The organism is Micromonospora sp. NPDC047756, assembly GCF_055587245.1.
Genome location: NZ_JBVJGQ010000006.1, coordinates 422,173 through 439,968, shown reverse-complemented (window position 1 = coordinate 439,968; position 17,796 = coordinate 422,173). Strand labels below are relative to the sequence as shown.

Annotated in this window: 23 protein-coding genes; 9 read left to right on the top strand and 14 right to left on the bottom strand. The window is 70.0% G+C overall.

What is annotated here, in order from left to right; all coding sequences use genetic code 11:
- Positions 1–15: 15 nt before the first annotated feature.
- From ACZ6NZ_RS22120 to ACZ6NZ_RS22110, 3 genes are all read right to left on the bottom strand, one after another.
- Positions 16–792: a phosphotransferase enzyme family protein gene (locus ACZ6NZ_RS22120; RefSeq protein ID WP_465859931.1), complete on the bottom strand. Its 777-nt coding sequence runs from the start codon at positions 790–792 to the stop codon at positions 16–18.
- Between the two features lie 233 nt (positions 793–1,025).
- Positions 1,026–1,355, bottom strand: coding sequence for an endonuclease VII domain-containing protein (locus tag ACZ6NZ_RS22115; protein WP_465860122.1), 330 nt, complete (start codon positions 1,353–1,355; stop codon positions 1,026–1,028).
- A 222-nt stretch (positions 1,356–1,577) separates the two neighbouring features.
- Entirely contained in the window at positions 1,578–2,039 is a 462-nt protein-coding gene (locus ACZ6NZ_RS22110; RefSeq protein WP_366606927.1) for an HNH endonuclease, read from the bottom strand.
- 166 nt (positions 2,040–2,205) lie between these two features.
- On the opposite strand from ACZ6NZ_RS22110, the gene ACZ6NZ_RS22105 reads away from it, so the two are divergent.
- The 3 genes from ACZ6NZ_RS22105 to ACZ6NZ_RS22095 all read left to right on the top strand — a co-directional run bounded on the left by ACZ6NZ_RS22105 (position 2,206) and on the right by ACZ6NZ_RS22095 (position 3,934).
- The gene (locus ACZ6NZ_RS22105) at positions 2,206–2,865 is read left to right on the top strand and encodes an HAD family hydrolase (protein ID WP_465859930.1); all 660 of its coding nucleotides are present in this window, start codon (positions 2,206–2,208) and stop codon (positions 2,863–2,865) included.
- Between the two features lie 69 nt (positions 2,866–2,934).
- Entirely contained in the window at positions 2,935–3,129 is a 195-nt protein-coding gene (locus ACZ6NZ_RS22100; RefSeq protein WP_465859929.1) for a hypothetical protein, read from the top strand.
- A 118-nt stretch (positions 3,130–3,247) separates the two neighbouring features.
- Complete coding sequence (locus tag ACZ6NZ_RS22095) at positions 3,248–3,934, top strand: Type 1 glutamine amidotransferase-like domain-containing protein (protein WP_465859928.1); 687 nt, start codon at positions 3,248–3,250, stop codon at positions 3,932–3,934.
- Between the two features lie 66 nt (positions 3,935–4,000).
- On the opposite strand, the gene ACZ6NZ_RS22090 is transcribed toward ACZ6NZ_RS22095, so the two are convergent.
- On the bottom strand, positions 4,001–4,525 hold the full coding sequence (locus tag ACZ6NZ_RS22090; RefSeq protein ID WP_465859927.1) for a hypothetical protein: 525 nt from the start codon (positions 4,523–4,525) through the stop codon (positions 4,001–4,003).
- Positions 4,526–4,784: 259 nt separating this feature from the next.
- Here ACZ6NZ_RS22090 and ACZ6NZ_RS22085 point away from each other — a divergent pair, with 259 nt between their 5' ends.
- A complete protein-coding gene (locus ACZ6NZ_RS22085; protein WP_465859926.1) occupies positions 4,785–4,949 on the top strand; it encodes a hypothetical protein in 165 nt (54 codons plus the stop codon).
- A 65-nt stretch (positions 4,950–5,014) separates the two neighbouring features.
- On the opposite strand, the gene ACZ6NZ_RS22080 is transcribed toward ACZ6NZ_RS22085, so the two are convergent.
- The 7 genes from ACZ6NZ_RS22080 to ACZ6NZ_RS22050 all read right to left on the bottom strand — a co-directional run bounded on the left by ACZ6NZ_RS22080 (position 5,015) and on the right by ACZ6NZ_RS22050 (position 9,827).
- Positions 5,015–5,575: a dihydrofolate reductase family protein gene (locus ACZ6NZ_RS22080; RefSeq protein ID WP_465859925.1), complete on the bottom strand. Its 561-nt coding sequence runs from the start codon at positions 5,573–5,575 to the stop codon at positions 5,015–5,017.
- Positions 5,576–5,579: 4 nt separating this feature from the next.
- On the bottom strand, positions 5,580–6,062 hold the full coding sequence (locus ACZ6NZ_RS22075; protein WP_465859924.1) for an SRPBCC family protein: 483 nt from the start codon (positions 6,060–6,062) through the stop codon (positions 5,580–5,582).
- Positions 6,062–6,460, bottom strand: coding sequence for an ArsR/SmtB family transcription factor (locus ACZ6NZ_RS22070; protein WP_465859923.1), 399 nt, complete (start codon positions 6,458–6,460; stop codon positions 6,062–6,064). Before ACZ6NZ_RS22070 ends, ACZ6NZ_RS22075 begins: the two co-directional genes overlap by 1 nt.
- Before the next feature lie 54 nt (positions 6,461–6,514).
- Positions 6,515–8,143 (bottom strand): serine hydrolase domain-containing protein, encoded by a 1,629-nt coding sequence (locus ACZ6NZ_RS22065; RefSeq protein WP_465859922.1) that lies wholly within the window; start codon positions 8,141–8,143, stop codon positions 6,515–6,517.
- 28 nt (positions 8,144–8,171) lie between these two features.
- Entirely contained in the window at positions 8,172–8,447 is a 276-nt protein-coding gene (locus tag ACZ6NZ_RS22060; RefSeq protein ID WP_465859921.1) for a hypothetical protein, read from the bottom strand.
- 3 nt (positions 8,448–8,450) lie between these two features.
- Entirely contained in the window at positions 8,451–8,789 is a 339-nt protein-coding gene (locus ACZ6NZ_RS22055) for an ArsR/SmtB family transcription factor (protein WP_124857925.1), read from the bottom strand.
- Between the two features lie 105 nt (positions 8,790–8,894).
- Positions 8,895–9,827 carry a LysR family transcriptional regulator gene (locus tag ACZ6NZ_RS22050; RefSeq protein ID WP_465859920.1) on the bottom strand — a complete coding sequence of 311 codons (933 nt, stop codon included), beginning with the start codon at positions 9,825–9,827 and terminating at the stop codon, positions 8,895–8,897.
- Positions 9,828–9,955: 128 nt separating this feature from the next.
- Here ACZ6NZ_RS22050 and ACZ6NZ_RS22045 point away from each other — a divergent pair, with 128 nt between their 5' ends.
- The gene (locus ACZ6NZ_RS22045) at positions 9,956–11,209 is read left to right on the top strand and encodes an MFS transporter (RefSeq protein WP_465859919.1); all 1,254 of its coding nucleotides are present in this window, start codon (positions 9,956–9,958) and stop codon (positions 11,207–11,209) included.
- A gap of 99 nt (positions 11,210–11,308) precedes the next feature.
- Here the strand turns inward: ACZ6NZ_RS22045 and ACZ6NZ_RS22040 are convergent, their stop codons facing one another.
- Positions 11,309–12,049 carry an SDR family oxidoreductase gene (locus ACZ6NZ_RS22040; RefSeq protein ID WP_465859918.1) on the bottom strand — a complete coding sequence of 247 codons (741 nt, stop codon included), beginning with the start codon at positions 12,047–12,049 and terminating at the stop codon, positions 11,309–11,311.
- Between the two features lie 126 nt (positions 12,050–12,175).
- Between ACZ6NZ_RS22040 and ACZ6NZ_RS22035 the strand changes: the two genes are divergently transcribed.
- Positions 12,176–12,655 carry an RrF2 family transcriptional regulator gene (locus ACZ6NZ_RS22035; RefSeq protein ID WP_366606957.1) on the top strand — a complete coding sequence of 160 codons (480 nt, stop codon included), beginning with the start codon at positions 12,176–12,178 and terminating at the stop codon, positions 12,653–12,655.
- A gap of 29 nt (positions 12,656–12,684) precedes the next feature.
- On the opposite strand, the gene ACZ6NZ_RS22030 is transcribed toward ACZ6NZ_RS22035, so the two are convergent.
- Positions 12,685–14,238 carry an ArnT family glycosyltransferase gene (locus ACZ6NZ_RS22030; protein ID WP_465859917.1) on the bottom strand — a complete coding sequence of 518 codons (1,554 nt, stop codon included), beginning with the start codon at positions 14,236–14,238 and terminating at the stop codon, positions 12,685–12,687.
- A 123-nt stretch (positions 14,239–14,361) separates the two neighbouring features.
- Between ACZ6NZ_RS22030 and ACZ6NZ_RS22025 the strand changes: the two genes are divergently transcribed.
- The 3 genes from ACZ6NZ_RS22025 to ACZ6NZ_RS22015 are packed head-to-tail and all read left to right on the top strand — an operon-like array spanning position 14,362 to position 16,501.
- A complete protein-coding gene (locus ACZ6NZ_RS22025; RefSeq protein ID WP_465859916.1) occupies positions 14,362–15,393 on the top strand; it encodes an aldo/keto reductase in 1,032 nt (343 codons plus the stop codon).
- Positions 15,390–15,896, top strand: a complete 507-nt coding sequence (locus ACZ6NZ_RS22020; RefSeq protein WP_465859915.1) for a DinB family protein — start codon at positions 15,390–15,392, stop codon at positions 15,894–15,896. Before ACZ6NZ_RS22025 ends, ACZ6NZ_RS22020 begins: the two co-directional genes overlap by 4 nt.
- 17 nt (positions 15,897–15,913) lie before the next feature.
- Complete coding sequence (locus ACZ6NZ_RS22015; protein WP_465859914.1) at positions 15,914–16,501, top strand: GNAT family N-acetyltransferase; 588 nt, start codon at positions 15,914–15,916, stop codon at positions 16,499–16,501.
- Positions 16,502–16,509: 8 nt separating this feature from the next.
- On the opposite strand, the gene ACZ6NZ_RS22010 is transcribed toward ACZ6NZ_RS22015, so the two are convergent.
- Positions 16,510–17,793, bottom strand: a complete 1,284-nt coding sequence (locus ACZ6NZ_RS22010) for an MFS transporter (protein WP_465859913.1) — start codon at positions 17,791–17,793, stop codon at positions 16,510–16,512.
- Positions 17,794–17,796 lie beyond the last annotated feature (3 nt).

Here is a 17,796-nt window from a genome sequence, read left to right as displayed (position 1 = left end):
GTTGGGGCCAATTCCTCAACCCTGCAGCTGGTCGGCGTACGTGGTGATCCACAGCGCGTCGCGTTGGTAGAGCCCGACGTGACGGCGAATGTCCTCCTGGCCCTGATCAGCCCGCTCCTCGGTGAAGGCGGCGAGGTCGTGCAGTCGGTGGACGGCGACCTGGAGGACATGGGCAGGGTCTTGCGCCGAGCCGTAGGCGTCGCAGAGCATGCGCAGACGACGCGCCCGCTCGGCCAGATCACTGTCGATCGCGTCGCCGTTGTCGGGGTGGGCCAGCGGCACCAGCCGGTAGGCGAGGTAGGCCAGATCCCACGACCGGGGACCGGGCGAGGCCGTGTCCCAGTCGATGATTCCGGTGAGCCGCCGGTCGGTGAAGACCATGTTGTAGGGCGCGAAGTCGTTGTGACAGATGACCTCAGCGGGCTGTCGCACCGGAAACCGCCACACTCCGCCGGCGGTGTCGAAGCCGGCACTGGCCTGGTGAAGTCGTGCGAGGTGAAGACCTGCATCGGCGAGGATGCCGTCGCTCCAGATCCAGTCCGGCAACGGGTACTGCGGCACGATGCCCGGCAGGAAGGAGACGCTGTCGCGTCCGTGCTCATCGGTTCCGAGCGGTTGCGGAACCCAGGTGACGCCGCGCTCCCGAAGATGTCGTAGTAGGCGCTGGATTGTCGGGCTCCATGCCCCATGACCGCGCCGAACAGTGGCACCCACCCGGGTCGCACCCCCCATGTTGCCGCCGGGCAGCGCTTCCTCCTGCTCGTCGGCTGCGTTCGGGCTGTGGTCATCCATGGCGACATCCTCAGCGCGGGAGGGCCGGGATGCCACCACGTTCCCGAGCCGGACTGAAGCGAGGGGCTACGGCCAGCCCAGGCAATTACAGGATTAGCGTTAATAAAAATCCAGTAATTACCTGGGACAAAAGGTACGTAACATGCATGCACCATAATGACAGTTCTTGTGCGTAAGGACTTAGGTTGGTGTACGCGTCTGGGTTGTTCGCTGCGCGCGTGTTGGCCGGAAAGTCAGCTGGCCTCTCGGGGCGGCACCGATGACGGCCCCGACTGGAGGTACACCAGTGCGCGGCGCAGCGCCTCAGGGCTGTCCCGGAAGTGCCCAAGTGCCGAGTTGCACCCGTTGCAGAGGAGCCCCCGAACGGTGTTGGTGCCGTGGCAGTGATCCACGACCAACCGGAACGCCTGGGCGGAGGGTTTGCCGTCCTTCCGGGGACGGCCGGCGAGAGTTGCCGGGAGGTCATCCTCATGGATGCCGCAGATGGCGCATCGGAACCCTTGCCGTGACCTCAGTTCATCGTAGAACGGCTCGGTGATCCGGTACTTGCTCCAGAGATTCATCGCTCGATTGGAGCCCGGCCGGGAATCCCTACTGGCCTGATTCACACGACGGGAATAGTCGCGGCACGGTTGACAGGAGAGCATCGTGCGACCGGTCGCGCCGACGAAGGACTCTGCCGGCCGAAGCTGCTTGCACCGCCCGCAGATCTCTGACTCGTTCACGATCCTCACACCCTGACAGCTTGAGTGGCGCTACCGGCATCGGAAAGCGTTGGAGGGCGACTACGAGCGGCCGTACGCGGCGCGGGCCTGGGCCACCTCGACTGCCTCGCGTTCACGCCACCGGCGCTGTGCCTCCCGGTTGCACGTCCGGCAGACCCGGCGGTACCGGCCGGTCGCCGGGTCGAGCTCACGATCGTGGCCGTTGCGGCACTGCGCCGCCTGGTTCCGGCGGCGGCCGGCCTCGGCACGACTGAGCTGCCGCAGATGAGTCGGCTCGATACAGTCGGCGGCGCCGCAGGTCTGGTCGACGTCGAGGGCGGGGTCGTACCCGCCGAGAAAGACGACGTACGCGGCGATGTGCGCCCACGCCCGGCCCGCGACCTTCTGGTGCACCCCACGTCGCTGCCCGTAGCCTTCGACGACCAGGCAGCCGCTCTCGGTACGGTGTGAGCGCTCCAGCAGGTAGGCGCGCAGCGACTCCTCGGTGTGGTAACGGGACAGACCCTTCACGGCCGCGAGCACCGTGTCACCGTACCCACGTCATGCACCATCGTCGACTGACGCTGACACGATCAGTAGGTGTGAAGCCGCTCAAGGAATCTGGTCCGCTCACGGCGCGGCTGGGTGGCCGTCGCCAGCATGAGGTGATCGCCCGGGGTCCCACGTCTGACGGGTATCGTCTCGATCCATGCCCCGTGGAGCGGTGTTCTTTGATGTCGATGGAACGCTGACGCCGACCAGTAGCGGCCAGCACCTCGCCGAACTCGTCGGCAATGCCACGGAGATCGCACAAATACAAGCCGGCTACGGAGCCGGCATCTTGAGCAGTGACGAGTCTTGCGTGCTCGAGGCTCGTGGGTGGGCAAACAGGACACCTACTGAAGCTCAGGCGTTTCTGGAGTCGATGCCGCTGGTGGACGGCATAGCAGAGACGGTTTCGTGGTGCCGGGCCCACTCGCTCGTGCCTGTGCTGGCCACGCTGGCGTGGGACTTCGTCGGTACCTACCTGTGCACCCGCTTCGACTTCGACCGGGCGTGCGGGCCACGCTTGCAGATAGTCGACGGCCGCTACAGCGGCGAGGTCGCCGAGCAGTTCGACGAGTACGCCAAGCGCGACTTCGCCGTCAGGGTGGCCGCCGAGTTGGGTGTCGACCTCCGGCATTGCGCGGCCCTCGGCGACGGGCGATCGGATGTGCCGCTGTTCGGCGTGGTTGGCTGTGCCATCGCGTTCAACGCAACCCCCGAAGCCCGTGCCGCCGCCAGCACAACGGTCGATGGCCCTGATCTTCACGCCGTCGTGCCCGCTCTGAGCGCCTGGCTGGAGACCATCGCCTTGCCCGTTGACTGACAAACGCTGGGAGAAGCGTCCTCCCGGCAGCTACCGAGGCGCGCTTGCAGTTAGGGGTGGAGGAGCGGTGTGAGCGTCGTACGGCGGCAGTTGCTCGGCCATGTCGCTGATCTGGTGCCGACGTTCCCCGCGCCGCGGTGCGTGCGGGTGGCCGTTGACGGGGTCGACGGGGTGGGTAAGTCCACGCTCGCCAGCGAGTTGGCCGCGTTGTTGAGCGACCGAGGACGTTCTGTCGTGGAGGTCGTCCCGGGCGGAGGCGGTTGACGGTTGGACGGCCGCCGGCGGATGATCCAGCGATGTCGCTCCGGTCAGCGAGCCGGGACGCTGGTTCTCATGGGCGCCATGATCGCCGCCATCCGGTGGCTTCAGGGGAGCGGATCGCATGAAGTTTCTTCTCACGTCGGGGGGCATCAGCAACCCGAGCATCTCCGACGCGCTCGTCGACCTGTTGGGCAAGCCGATCGCCGAGGCAACGGCTCTGTTCGTTCCCACCGGTGTCTACCCCTTTCCCGGCGGCGCCGAGAAGGCGTGGAAGGCGATTCACGGCCAACCCGACATCCCGCTGTGCCAGCTGGGTTGGAAGTCCCTGGGGTTGTTGGAGCTCACCGCGCTGCCAACGATCCGGGAAGAGAACTGGGTCCCGGCGGTCCGGGAGGCCGACGCCCTCCTCGTCTGGGGCGGCGATGTGCTGTACCTGACCTACTGGCTGCGCCAGTCGGGCCTGGCCGACCTCCTGCCGTCGCTGAGTGACACGGTTTATGTGGGGGTCAGCGCCGGGAGCATCGCGGTCACGCCCTACAACTGCGACGCCGAATTCGATCGTCAATTCGTCCCCGACGGCAGCGGCAGAGCGCAGGACGCCGACCGGGCGCTGGGGCTGGTGGATTTCACGCTCTACCCCCACCTCAACCATCCGGACATGGAGGACACCGAGCTGTCCCACATCGAGAAGTGGGCGTCCGGAATCCCGGTCCCGACCTACGCCATCGACGACAACACCGCCATCACGGTGGTCGGCGACAGTGTTGAGGTCATCTCCGAAGGAGACTGGAGACTGATCAACCCCTGACCGAGACGCCCCATCGGCCGACTGCAGGGGGCCTGCTACCGCGACAACCGCCCTGCTCCTGATGCCTCAGAGCGGGTTGCCATAGCCGCCGGGTGCGACGCCGCAGTTTCGGCAGGCCCGTCCCACGCGGCGGTCCTCGTCGCCGCACGCCAGGCATCGTCCGGCCGGGTCGACCCCTGCGGCGTACGCATCGAGCACCCGCTGCACCACGATGGGAAGCTGCTCGGTGGGATGCTTCTGCGGATCGGGGCAGTAGGCGATGTCGTGGCAACCCCACGAGTCCCACGGATGCGGCGTTGTAGGGACTCGTTGGCCGGCCTGCTTCTGCAGTCGCCGCTGGGCCGCGAAGGCGACCGCCCTTGCCAGCACCAGAGCGCGGGCTGTCTCGAGTTCACCGAGGGCCCGAACCAGCGACGGGGGATCGACCTCAATGTTCCCGGGTATGCGGTGCCGGGTCGCCAGGTGATGCCAGGTGGCGTGGAAGCCGTACGGCGCGAAGTGGTAGAGGCAGTCCCGTAGGTGCGACCGGCGCCGTCGAGGGCTGAGACTCTCGTCGCGTACCCGGCGGGCGGTCGCGGGGAAGCTGGTCATTCAAGGACGATCGCTACGAGCGGCCGTACGCGGCGCTGGCCTGGGCCACCTCGGCCGCGTCGCCGCCCGTGACCTTCGATGACCAGGCGGCCGATCTCGGTGCGGTGTGAGCGCTCCGGCAGGTAGGCGCGTCGCGACTCCGCGGTGTGGTACCGGGACAGATCCTTCACGACCGAGAGCACAGTGTCACCGTACCCACGTCGCGCAGCCGCGTCGAACGACGGCGGACACGCCGACGCGCCCGCTCGGCGATCCGGCCGTGCTGTCCGCACCGGAGCTGCCATCGGCGTCGCTCGAGGCTGACGTCGGCCGACTGATGGCGGCGGCCGACGAAACGGAGCGTGGGCTGGTGGCGGCGCTGACGGCATTGTTGGCGCGGTGGCGTGACGAGCCCGGCCTGACGCTGCACTGGTGCGGAGACTGACCGGCTGGGCGGCGCCCGGCGGCGTCACCGACAGACGTCCCTGGTCGGTGACGCCGACGACCGTGTCAGGTGCGGATGCGGTAGTGCAGGCACGCCACACCGTTGCCGAATGGGCGACTGCTCAGCAGCTCCAGGTCGAGGCGGGTGCCGCTGGGCAGGCCCGGTTTGCCCCCGCCGGTGAGGATGGGGTGGATCAGCAGGTGGCACTCGTCGACCAGCCCGGCCTGGAACGCCTGCGCCGCGAGGTGTGCGCCCCCGATGGTGAGATCGCTGGTGGCCGAGGCTTTCATGGCGCGTACCGTGGCGGGGTCGAAGCTCCGTTCGAGCCGCGCCCTGGCGGTCGAGGTCGCGTCCAGCGTGGTGGAGTAGACGACCTTGTCCGCTGCCTGCCAGACGTCGGCGAAGTCGGCGGTGAGCGTCGATCGTGCGGCGAGAGCAGGGTCGGTCTCCCACACGGCCATCGACTCGTACAGGCGCCGACCGTAGAGGTAGGTGCCCATCGGCCGAACCAGGTCGGTGATGAACGCGAGGTACTCGTCGTCGGGTGGGGTCCAGTCGAAGCGGCCGTCTTCATCCTCGATGTAACCGTCGAGGGACACGTTGGTCACGTAGATCAGCTTGGCCATGGCGCTACGCCTCGACGGCGACGGATTGGACATTGCCGAGTGTCGCGTCCAGCTTGGAGAACGCCTCGTTCCAACCCTGGTTGGCCGGGGCGGACAACCCCTCGGAGAGCCACTGACGGATCTCGAGTCGCGTCCGTCCACCGGATTCGTCGTGAAACTCGACCCGCATCCTCGTCTCGTGCGGCGCGATGCCCTCCGGAAGTCGCCCGGTGACGTGCGCGATGCCGTCGATCAGCTCGCCGTCGACGACGTCGGTGAGGTCGATGTGGACCTCGACTCGCAGGCCGGGTTGGGTCGGGAAGACCTCGGTCCACCGTTGGTAGCCGCCAGGCCGGACGTCGAAGTCCATCTCGTCACGGGGCAGTGAGTTGCCGATCGGCCCCCACCATGCCGCCAGGTGGTCCGGGTCGGTGAAAGCTCGGTAGACCAGCTCCCGTGGCGCGTCCACCACGCGCGTGATGACGATTGGCGGCTTGTCGCTGTCCATCACATCTCCTTGTCGTGAGCCTTGCTCGGTGATCCCCGGTCAGGAATCGCCGAGTGGTGGGCCGTTCGGCTGGCGGCCTGCACGGCCGCGAGGTGGGCGTCGAGGCGGGTGAGGGACGTGTCCCAGAACCGCCGGTAGCGCTCGATCCACTCGGCCGCTTCGCGCAGCGGGGCGGCCTCGATGTGGCTCATCCGCAGCTTCCCCGACCGGGTGCGGGAGATGAGCCCGGCGCGTTCGAGCGCCTTCAGGTGCCGCGACACCGCCGGCATCGAGATCGGGAGCGGAGCGGTGAGCTCGGTGACCGTGGCGTCGCGGTCGGCCAGCTCGGCGAGGATCGCCCGTCGAGTCGGGTCGGCGAGCGCCGAGAACACCGCGCTGAGTTGATCGCTATGAGACACCAGAGCCTCCAGTCACTTAACCAAGACGTTAAACGTAGGCCGAGCCCGCCGCAACTACCAGCGGTGATTGGCAGGGATGGTGTCGACAGGCTGGTCAACGTCAACGTCAACGTCGACGGCCCGGTCGCGTGCTCGCGCCGGAAGCGAGGTTGGTGGACGGGCGGTGAGCATGGCGCGCACGCCCAGGCCCAGCCGGGTCAACGCGAGTGCGGCGGCCAGGACGACCACGACACGGATGCCGTGACCGACGTCCGGCGCCCACAACTGGAGCTTGGCCAACCCGGCACCCTCCCAGAAGGCCGGCACCTGCCAGGCTGCGCCGACGGCCACCAGCGCGGAGGCACCGATCCAGGCGGTGGTGGCGGCGATCGTCCGGCCACGGGAACGCGCCGGCGGGACGCGGTCGCCCCTGCGCTCGCGCAGGACGCGGGCCCAGGACCAGGCCAACAGGGCGAGCAGCACCGCGGCGAGACCGAGCAGGCCGGCCAGGGCCCAGACCTGCATCGGATCTTCGGTGGCGGGCGCGGGTGCGCCGCCGTGCAGGATGCGGGTGAGGTTGAACGCCCCGGCGCTCAGTGGCGCGTCCATGTGCAGGCCGTAGAGGTTGGTCATGATGATCACTGCGAGGTTCGAGTCGGGTGCCAGCACGATATGGGTGAAGAAGTCGGGGGTCGCGCCGGCGTGCCAGACGATGCGGGCGCCGACACCGTCCAGAGTGCTGTTCCTCCAACCGAGCCCGTAGGTGCCGTGAGATGTGGCCACGGTGCCGGTGTGCAGCTGTCGCGTGCCGTGCGGTCCGAGGATCCGGGTGTCGCCGTAGCGGCCACCGCCGAGCTGCGCGATGGCGTAGTGGGACAGGTCGTCGAGGCTGGCGGCGAGGAAACCGTAGGGCACCCCGGCGGTGTCGAACGGCGGGGCGAAGCGCTGCGGCCGGCCGAAGTAGTACCGGTGACCGGGCGGAACGCCGACGGCGCGGGCCTCGTCGGCGGTGGCCGCGGAGTGCGTCATCTGGAGCGGGTCCAACACGTGACGGCGCAGGTAACCGCCGAAGGTGTCGCCGGTGACGTGCTCGACGAGCGCGCCGAGGATCATGTAGTTGGCGTCGCTGTACCGATGCGTCTGTCCGACGGCGGTGGTGGGCCGCACGCCGGCCAGGTCCCGTACGGATCGGGCCAGCGCGCCGGGGCGGTTGTCGTAGCGGTCGGTCAGGTCGGTGCTCCACACCTGCGGCAGGCCGCTGGTGTGGGTCAACAGGTGCCGGACGGTGACCGTCCGGGCGGTGACCGCGTCGCCCAGACGCAGCCACGGCAGGTACGTGGAGGCGGTGCTGTCGAGGTCGATCCGGCCGGCCTCGACCAGTTGCGCCACCGCCAGCGCGGTGAACGACTTGCTGGTGGACCCGAGCAGGAACGGGGTCTGCGTGGTGATCGGTCGGCCGTCACCGTCGACACCCCACGCGCCTCGCTGCACGACCTCGTCGCCGCGAATGACCGCGTACGCCAGCCCGGGTGCCTTGATCTGCTCGAGGTACGCGCGCAGGTAGCGTTCGCCGGCGGCGAGGTCGTCGACAGCCGCGGGGCTGGCCACGACCGGGGCGGCCAGCCCCGCGGCTGTCACCATCAGGCAGCCCACCACGGCGACGAGCCGTCGGGCCCGCGTCAGCGCGTCATTCCAGGTGCTCATGTGGCGCGTCCTCCCCGTCGGTGGGCCGTCAGCCGATTTGACTGAGCAGCTTCTCGAGCGCGGCCAGGCGCTGCCGAACCTCGCCGAGCTCGTCCCGCACGCCCTTGATCTCGTCGGCTGTGGCCTGGGCGCCGGTGGCGCTGCGCTCGGCCAGCACCCGGTAGCCCTCTTCTCGAGCCGCCGCGTACCGGGCGCGGTAGATGCCCGTCCCGATGAGACCGGCGACCACGATCATCGCGGTCACGATCACCGCCAGGGCGATGGTGGAGGTCTGGGCGATGTCCAACGCCATCTGATGGGTCATTGCTCACTTCTCCTGTTCTGCGGCCGGCCCCGAGCCGGTCAGGTTCTGTGCGGCCAGTGCGATCGCGTCCAGGTCGAGGGACACCGTGAACGGCACCGCCTGGACGTACTTCACCGAGCTGCCGTCCGGTGCGGTCACCAGCTCACCGGTCACCAGGCCGGCCGCTTCCAATTTCTGCAGGTGCATGTAGAGCAGCGGCCGGTTCATCTGTAGCTGCCGGGCCAACTCGCTGACGTAGGTCCGCTGCCGGGCCACGGCGGCCAGGATCCGCAGCCGGTGCGGGCTGGCCAGTGCGGCCAGCAACGACACGAGTTCGTCACCGGTCGGCGAGGTGCCGCTCATCCTGGTTTCCCTTCTCAATGAGGGTGTCAGATTCCTCTAACGCCCCCTGTCAGGTGAGTCTGACAGGGGAGGGTGGGAGGTGTCAACGAAGCGCCGCAGCGCTTGTCACCGAGCCCAGGGCGGTAGCCAGACCTCGACGTCGGGGAACTGCGCCCACCGGGAGGCGAGGTAGTCGCGCAGTGCCCGCAGCGCGGGATGCGGGTTGTCGTCGCGCCAGATGAGCGACAGGGGGTAGACGGGGGCCGGGCCACGCACCGGTACGCGTCGCAGGTCGTAGCTGTCCGGCCACAGGTACCGGGTGCGCTCGCCCGCGAGGGTCGCCAGCTCCGCCGAGTCGGCGATCTCGGCCAGCAGCGCCTCGTTGCCGAAGACCGGCCCGACCAGGTCGATGGTGAGACCGAACGCGGCGGCCAGTTCGTCGTAGTAGTCGGCCCATTCGGTGCCGGGGGCCATGCCGGGCATCCAGATGCGGTGCTCGGCGAGGCGCGCGGGCGTCACGGTACGGGCGTTGGCGAGCGCATGGCGGGGGCCGACGAGCAGTTCGTGGTGCTCGTCGATCACGCGAGTGGTCCTGATCGCGGCGGGCAGGTGACGCGCGGCGACGGTGACGGCGTGGAAGGTGGCGTCGACAGTCCCCGCCTCGACGGCGGCCATCGCGGCGTGGACGTCGGCGTCGAGGGTGACGACGTCGAGCTCGATGCGGGGATGCGCGCGGTGGAAGTCCTGCAACAGCACCGCTGGAGCGATCCGTCGGCTGTGCACGTCGACGCGCAGTGCCCGTCGGCCCGGGCGTACGGAGGCGTCGGCACGCGCCTCGGCCCGGAGCAGTTCACGGGCGTGCGGCAGGAAGGTCTGGCCGTCGACGGTGAGGTGGGTGCCGCGCGCGGTGCGGGTGAACAGGCGTACCCCGAGGTCTTTCTCCAGTGCGGCGATGCGCTTGGAGACGGCCTGCTGGGTGATCGACAGCGCGGCGGCGGCGTCCTGGAACTGGCCGGCGTCGACGGCGGCGACGAAGGTGCGGACGGCGTCGAGATTCACCCGGCAAACCCTACGGGCACAACGTCTGGTTGTGGCTCGCCGTCTATCGCGTTGTTTGATCCCTCGTCACTGAGCTTGCTGTGATCACGGCGGTCAACGGCGAGTTGTCGGGAGTGGGAGGTGTGGGTTTGTCCACGAGACGATCCCTGGGACGGCGGTTCGGCTGGTTGTGGGCGTCGTACGCGGTCAGCGCCTACGGCTCGGGGCTGGGTTTCGGGGCGTTGCCGTTGATCGCCGTGCTGGTGTTGGAGGCCAGCCCCGCCCAGGTGTCCGTGCTGGCCGCGCTGGGGCCGGCCGTGGGGGCGCTGGTCGCGTTGCCGCTCGGGCCGTGGGTGGAGTTCCACCGCAAACGGCGGGTGATGATCGCGATGGACCTGGCCCGGTTCGCGGTCCTGCTGACGGTCCCCGTCGCGTACGCGCTGGGCCGGCTCAGTTTCGGGCAACTGCTGGTCGTCTCGGCCGTGCTCGCCACCGCCAAGATCGCCTTCAACGCGGCCAGCGGCGCCTTCCTCAAGGCTCTCGTGCGGCCGGACGACCTGCTGGTGGCGAACGCGCGGTTCGAGTCGACGACCTGGAGCTCGATCGCGCTCGGGCCGCCGCTGGGCGGCGCCGCGGTGGGACTCCTCGGGCCGGTCGTCACCGTCGTGGCCGACGCGCTCAGCTACCTGCTCTCCGCAATGGGCCTCAGCGTGATTCGCGGCCACGAGGACCCTCCCCGGCGCGCCGGCGCGGGTCGGATCCGGGCCGGTGAGCTGCTCGACGGCTGGCGGCACCTGCTGGCCCATCCCGGCCTGCGGGCGCTCTACCTCAACCAGTTGCTCGTCGCCGGGCTGATCATGGCCACCGAGCCGTTGTTGGCCGTGCTCCTGCTCGGCGAGCTGGGCTTTGCGCCGTGGCAGTACGGCCTCGCCTTCGCCGTGCCCTGCGTCGGCGGGCTCATCGGGTCACGCCTGGCCCGTCGGGTGGTGGCACGCCACGGCCAACACCGGATCATCCGCGTCGTGGGCGCGGTGCGCGCGATCTGGCTGATCGGCCTCGCCTTCGTCCAGCCCGGCGTGACTGGTCTCGCCACGGTGATCGCCGTCGAGTTCGCGATCATCATCAGCATGAGCCTCTACAACCCGGTGCTCGCCACCTACCGCCTGGAACAGACGCCGAAGGATCGCATCGTCCGCACTCTGTCTGCCTGGTCGATCGGCAGCAGCGCCGCCATCGCCGTCCTCAGCACGCTCGGTGGGCTGCTCGCGCAGGCCACCAGCCCGCGCACGGCGATCACGGTCGCCGGGCTGGTGATCTTCCTGAGTCCGCTGCTGCTGCCCCGGCGCTCCGACGCCGATCGGCCGGCACCGGAGCGCCCCGCACGGGTCTCCACGATCGCGTGATGGTTCAGCCGGCGTTCCTGGCGCGCGAGTGGCAGGCCGGGACCCGCACGTCGCCGTCGTGATCGTTCACCACGGCGACGTGCGGGTCGGGCAGACACCTCAGGCCTGGCGGCCGAGCCACTCCCGGTAGGCGGTGGGCGCGATGACGGCGTCGTCGCCGGCGATGAGAACGTCACCGGACATGGCGGCGAACATGCCGCTGGTGTCGTCGGTGGTGACCGTGCGCTCATCACCGCGGGCGGCGAGGGTGACGCGCCCCAGCTCGTCGAGGGCGAAGACGTCCGGGCCGGCGACGTTGCGGATGCCCTTGAGTGGCGCGCCCATGCTGACCTCGGCGACGGCCTGCGCCACGTCGGCGGCGGCCATCGGCTGCACCGGCGTGCTGGGCAGGCGGACGGTGGTGTCGTCGGCAGTCCAGGACATGATCGACTCGACGAACTCGAAGAACTGGGTGGCGCGGACGATCGAGTACGGGATCGGACCGGCGGTGAGGATCTCCTCCTGGAGGGTCTTGGCGCGGTAGTAGTCCAGGTCGGGCACCTGGTCGACGCCGACGATGGAGAGGATCACCGCGTGGCCGACGCCCGCGCGAGCGGCGGCGGCCAGCAGGTTGTCCATGGTCGTCTGGAAGAAGGCGGGCGAGGCCTCGTCGAAGGTCGGCGAGTTCGTGAGGTTGACGACGACCTCGGCGCCGGCGAGCCCGTCGGACAGTCCCTGCCCGGTGAGCAGGTCCACCCCGGTGGACGGCGAGAGCGGCACCGCCTCGTGCCCCGCAGCCTGCAGGATCTTGACGACCTGCGACCCGATGAGGCCGGTCCCGCCCAGTACGGCGATCTTCATGCCCATGCACCTTCCCGTCACGTGTGGTCCGACCGCTGAAGCCCAGCCGATACTCGGACCTTCCTTGTCCGAGAAACTATACTCGGACACAACGAGTCTGAGTAACGGGGTGACTAGGGTGACGTCATGAAGATGTCCGGCGGGGTCGAGTGGGCGCTGCACTGCTGCGTGGTGCTCACCGCCAGCCACACGCCCGTCTCGGCGGCCAAGCTGGCGGAACTGCACGACGTCTCCAGCAGCTACCTCGCCAAGCAGCTCCAGGCCCTCGCTCGCGCCGGCCTGATCCACTCCGTGCAGGGCAAGTCGGGCGGCTACGTGCTGACCCGCGCGCCGGAAAGCATCACCCTGCTCGACGTGGTCCGGGCCGTCGACGGTCCCGGCCCGAGCTTCGTCTGCACGGAGATCCGCCAGCGCGGCCCCTTCGCGACCCCGGCCGACGCCTGCACCACGCCGTGCCCGGTGTCCCGCGCCATGTGGGCGGCCGAGGACGCGTGGCACCAGGCGCTCGCCGCGGTCACCATCGCCGATCTCGCCCGGGACGTCGACGCCACCTCCGGCCCCGAGGCGCTGGTCGGCATCCAGGCCTGGCTGACCGGCGGAGCCTGACCCGGCCCGGCAGAGCCGGGCGAACACGGTCAGCCGGCGTGGCGTACCTCGGTGTCCCAGATCTGCGTCCACGGACGCCGCAGCCCCCGGCACACGTGGATCGGTCCGCCGTTCTCGTCGTTCTCCACCTCGACCCGCTGGTCCACCCGCCCGGCCAGGGTGCACTGCTCGAACCAGGTGTTGAGCTGGTCGGGGCGCTCCCAGCCGACGGCGATGACCACGTCCGCGTCGGCGGGCGGGCGGCCGAAGTCGACCATGCTGTTGTGCCCGGAATATGCCCGCGGCAGACCACGGGCCGGCCCGTAGCGCGCCACCGCGCCGGCCTCACCGTAGTTGCCGGTGAGGACGACCGCCCGCGAACGCTCCGACGGGGACAAACCACGATGGACAGCCGCGAGAGAGTCGGCGAACTCCGGCCAGCCGATCGTCTCTCCGGCGTCGTAGTTGACGTCGACCACGAAGGCGGGCAACCGATCGGCCGGCAGCACCGGCAGCAGCAGCACGACATTGGGCAGCAGGAACGGCACCACACCCAGCACGAGCACCCCCCGACGCCACCACAGTGACCCGCGTGCGGCCCACGCCACGGTGACGACCGCACCAGCGGCGGTGAGGACCAGCAACAGCGGCGCGTCGTAGTAACCCTTGCCGCCGCCGATCAGCACGATGCCGACCACCACCAACCACGCCCAGCCCACCGCCCGGTAGGCCCGCCACACCGGACGGCGAAGCAGCGCGACGAGACCGGCGATCCAGATCGGCACGGCGTACGGGCTGATGATGACGAACTGGAGCGTCAACGCGTTGAGCCGGCCACTGTAGGAGCTGTCGCCGTCGGAGATGGACCCGGCGACGCCGAGCTGCGGAAAACCGTTGGTCGCCTGCCAGATCAGGTTCGGCGCGGCCAGCAGCACGGCGATCCCGGCCCCGGCGAGAACCCACCGGTCGCGCAGCAGCCGGCGTGGCCCGGCGATGAGCACCCCGGCGACCAGGCCCACGGCCAGCAGCGCCGGCAGCAGCTTGCTGAGCATGCCCACACCGATCGCCAGCCCGATGCCCAGCGCCCAGCGGCTGTCACCGGTGCGCAGCAACCGCACCGCACACCACGCCGCGACCAGCCAGACCAGCAGGTCGACGGTGGTGGTGCTGAGCAGGTGACCACTGGCGAGCACGATGCCGGAGAGCGCGGCGAGGACCGCCGCGAAGAGCTGCCCGCCCCGGCCGGCGCCCAACTCCCGGGCGATGGCGGCGACCAGCAACACCGCGCCGCCGGCCAGCACCGCCGACGGGGTACGCAGCACCACCAGGTTGCCCGGGGCGATCGTGTCGAGCAGCCGGGCCAGCACCGGGACCAGGGGCCCCTGATCGACGTAGCCCCAGTCGAGGTGTCGACCGGCGAGCAGAAAGTACAGCTCGTCGCGGTGGTAGCCGTAACGGCCGGCAAGCAGCAGGAGCGTCACTGAGGTCGCGGCGGCCACCAGCCACGGGCCGCGGGTGCGGACGCCAGGCTCCGGCGGCTGCCCCGACGGCGGCGACTGGGTCGGCCGCTGAGGTCGGTCGATCTCGATCGCGGGCTCGCTCACCCGCTCATGATGACTGGCGGCGTCGCCGCGTGGGTGCCCCGACCGGCGTTCGGCACCGTACCGAATGCGGGTGGCCGAGGCGGGTGCGAAGATCAGCTTTGTCACTCGGACCGAAAGGACGATATGCGCTATCGCACTCTGGGCAACACCGGCACCGTGGTGTCCACCCTGTGTCTGGGCACGATGACCTTCGGCGCGGAGACCGACGAGGCCGGCAGCTTCGCCCAACTGGACCGGTTCGTCGAGGCCGGCGGCACCTTCATCGACACCGCTGACGTCTACTCCACCGGCGTCTCCGAGGACATCATCGGGCGGTGGCTGCGCAGCCGACCCGACGTGCGTGACCGCCTGGTGATCGCCACCAAGGGGCGCTTCCCGATGGGGTCCGGGGCGAACGACGCCGGCCTGTCCCGGGTGCACCTCACCCGCGCCCTGGACGCCAGCCTGCGCCGTCTCGGCGTCGAGGCCGTCGACCTGTACCAGGCGCACGCCTGGGATCCGCTGACCCCGCTGCCGGAGACGCTGCGGTTCTTCGACGACGCGGTCCGCGCCGGCAAGATCCGCTACGCGGGAGTCAGCAACTTCACCGGTTGGCAGTTGCAGAAGGCCGCACTGCTCACCCAGCACCTCAACCTCACCCCGATCGTGACCCTGCAACCGCAGTACAACCTGCTGGCCCGGGACATCGAGTTCGAGCTGGTGCCGGTCTGCGAGAACGAGGGCGTCGGCATCCTGCCGTGGTCACCGCTGGGCGGCGGGTGGCTGACCGGCAAGTACCAGCGCGACACCACGCCCACCGGCGCGACCCGACTCGGCGAGAACCCGCAGCGCGGTGTCGAGGCGTACGCGGGTCGCAACGCCGAGGAGCGCACCTGGCGGGTGCTCGACGCGGTCCGCCAGGTCGCCGATGACCGGGGGGTGTCCATGTCGGCGGTCTCGCTGGCCTGGCTCGCGGCCCGACCGGCGGTCACCTCGGTGATCCTCGGGGCGCGGACCACCGACCAGCTCGACGACAACCTGACCGCAGGCGACCTGGTCCTCGACGCCGAGCAGATGCGGCTGTTGGACGAGGCGAGCGCCCCGCTGGTGGGCGACTACCCGTACGGCGCGGCCGGGGTGCGTCAGCGCGGCCGTGACCTGCCGGCCGGATCATGACGTCGTTTCCCGATCCCACCGACCCGGCCGGCAACCGCACCGAGGTCTTCCTGCGCTACCTGGACTACTTCCGCGAGTCCACGGTGGCCAAGGTGTCGGCGCTGGCCGAGCCGGAGCTGCGGCGCAGCAGGCTGCCGTCCGGATGGACGCCACTGGAGCTGCTCACCCACCTGCGCCACGTCGAGCGACGCTGGATCGAGTGGGGCTTCGAGGGCCGGGACGTCGCCGATCCGTGGGGCGACCGTCGTGACGACCGGTGGTATGTCGCCCCCGACGAGACCCGCGCGGACCTGGTGGCGGCGCTGCGGGCGCAGGGCGCGCACACCACGGCCGTGGTGACGGCACACGACCTGGCCGAGATCGGTGCGCCGGGCCCGCGGTGGAGAGACGCGGACCCGGCGTCGCTGGAGCGGGTGCTGTTCCACCTGGTGCAGGAGTACGCCCGCCACCTGGGCCACCTCGATGTGGTCGCCGAACTGGCCGGCGGACCGACCGGGGAGTGAGATTCGATAATGGGCTGATGCCGCTGCTCGTCGCACCAGCCCTGCCCGCCGGGAGCCTCGCCGCCCAGGAGCAACCCCACCTTCCGGTCCGTCCCGGGCTGGCCCTGCGGCCGTGGCGCGACGACGACGCCCCGGTCGTCCGGGCGGCCTTCGACTGTCCGCAGATCCAGCGGTGGCACGTCCGCCGCATCGACGGCGACGACGAGGCGCGGGTGTGGACGGCGCAGTGGGCCGGCCGTTGGCGTGACGAGACGGCCGCCAGCTGGGCGATCGTCGACGCCGACGACCGGCCGCTGGGTCAGGTGGGGTTGCGGGGCGTGCTGCTGGCCGAGGCGGCGGCGCACCTGTCGTACTGGTTGGTGCCCGCCGCGCGTGGTCGGGGTATCGCCACCGAGGCGTTGAGGGCACTGACCCGGTGGAGTTTCACCCGGGCCGGTCTGCACCGGCTGGCCCTGGAGCACTCGACGGCCAACACGGCGTCGTGCCGGGTGGCCGCGCGGGCCGACTTTCCGATGGAGGGCGTGCTCCGGGGGTCGGGTCGCCACGCCGACGGCTGGCACGACATGCACCTGCACGCACGGCTGCGCACCGACGGCCCGGTCTGATCACTGCTTCACTCGATGCGCGGCGCGGATGGTGTCGGCGTCGCGCCATTGGCGTCAGCGCCTCGCATCGCTCTCGGCAGTCGCAGCGCGACGACGCCGGTGGCCACCAGCCCGCCGACGCCCGCGACCAACAGTGTCACCGGGGCGGATGTGGCGTCCAGCAGGACACCACCGGCGAGGTAGGACGTCGCGGCGGCGACCCCGATCGCACCGTACAGATTGCCGAAGACCCTGCCGAGCATGCCCGCTGGCACCGTACGTTGCAGCAGGGTGCTGGACGCGACGTCCATGGCCGCCAACCCGAAGCCACGGAGTGCCTGCAGGGCGATCGCGGCGGCGACGGCCCAGGCGAGCCCGGTCAGCAGGTTGCCGACACTGCTGACGGCGAAACCCGCGATCAGCAGCAGCGGCATCGACGCCCTGGTGCCCCACCTGGACAGCATGGCGTAACCGGCCACCAGCCCGACACCGACGGCGCCCAGCAGAAGCCCGACCGCTGATTCGCCGACGTGGAAGGTGTCCTTGGCCAGCAGCACCAGGGCCACGTCGTCGACCCCGTTGAAGGCGACCACCGCGGTGAAGCCCAGGAAGATCACCCGCCCCGTCGGAACACTCAACAGATAGCCGAGGCCCGCTCTGGCCTGTCGCAGCAGGGACGGCTGGCGCTCGTCGCCGGTCGTCGGCGGGAGGGAGGGGAGCGTCGCGAGCAGCACGGCCGAGACCAGGAACGACACGGCGTCGACGAGCAGCACGCCACGCAGTCCGACCAGGGGGAACAGAGCCGCGGCGAGCAGGGGGCCGACCGCCTCCGCCGCGTTGGAGCCGAACCCGAGGGTGGAGTTGGCGGTCTCCAGGTCACGGTCCTCGACCAGGGCGGGCATCGCCGCCCGCGACGCCGGCTGAAAGAGCTGCGACGCGGTGGCGCGAATCGCGACGAGGGCCAACAACATCGGCAGCGAGGGCATTGTCAGCACGATGACCAGCAGGACCGCAGCTTGGACCAGCTCGCAGGCGACCATCAGTCGTCGGAGATTGAGCCGATCAGCGAGGGCGCCGGTGAAGGGACCGAGCAGGGATGGCGCGAAATCTCCGACCAGGAGCAGAAGCGCGACCGCCAGCCCTCGTCCCGTCGTCTCGGCGACGTGGAAGATCAGCGCGACAAGGCTGAGTGAATCGCCCGCGTACGAGACGAGCCGTGCCGAGAAGAGCGTTCGGAACGGTCTGTTGCGGCGAAGCAGCTGGGTGGGACGCAATGGTGCGGCGTCGGCCGTGGCGGACGCCGCACCGGACATGTC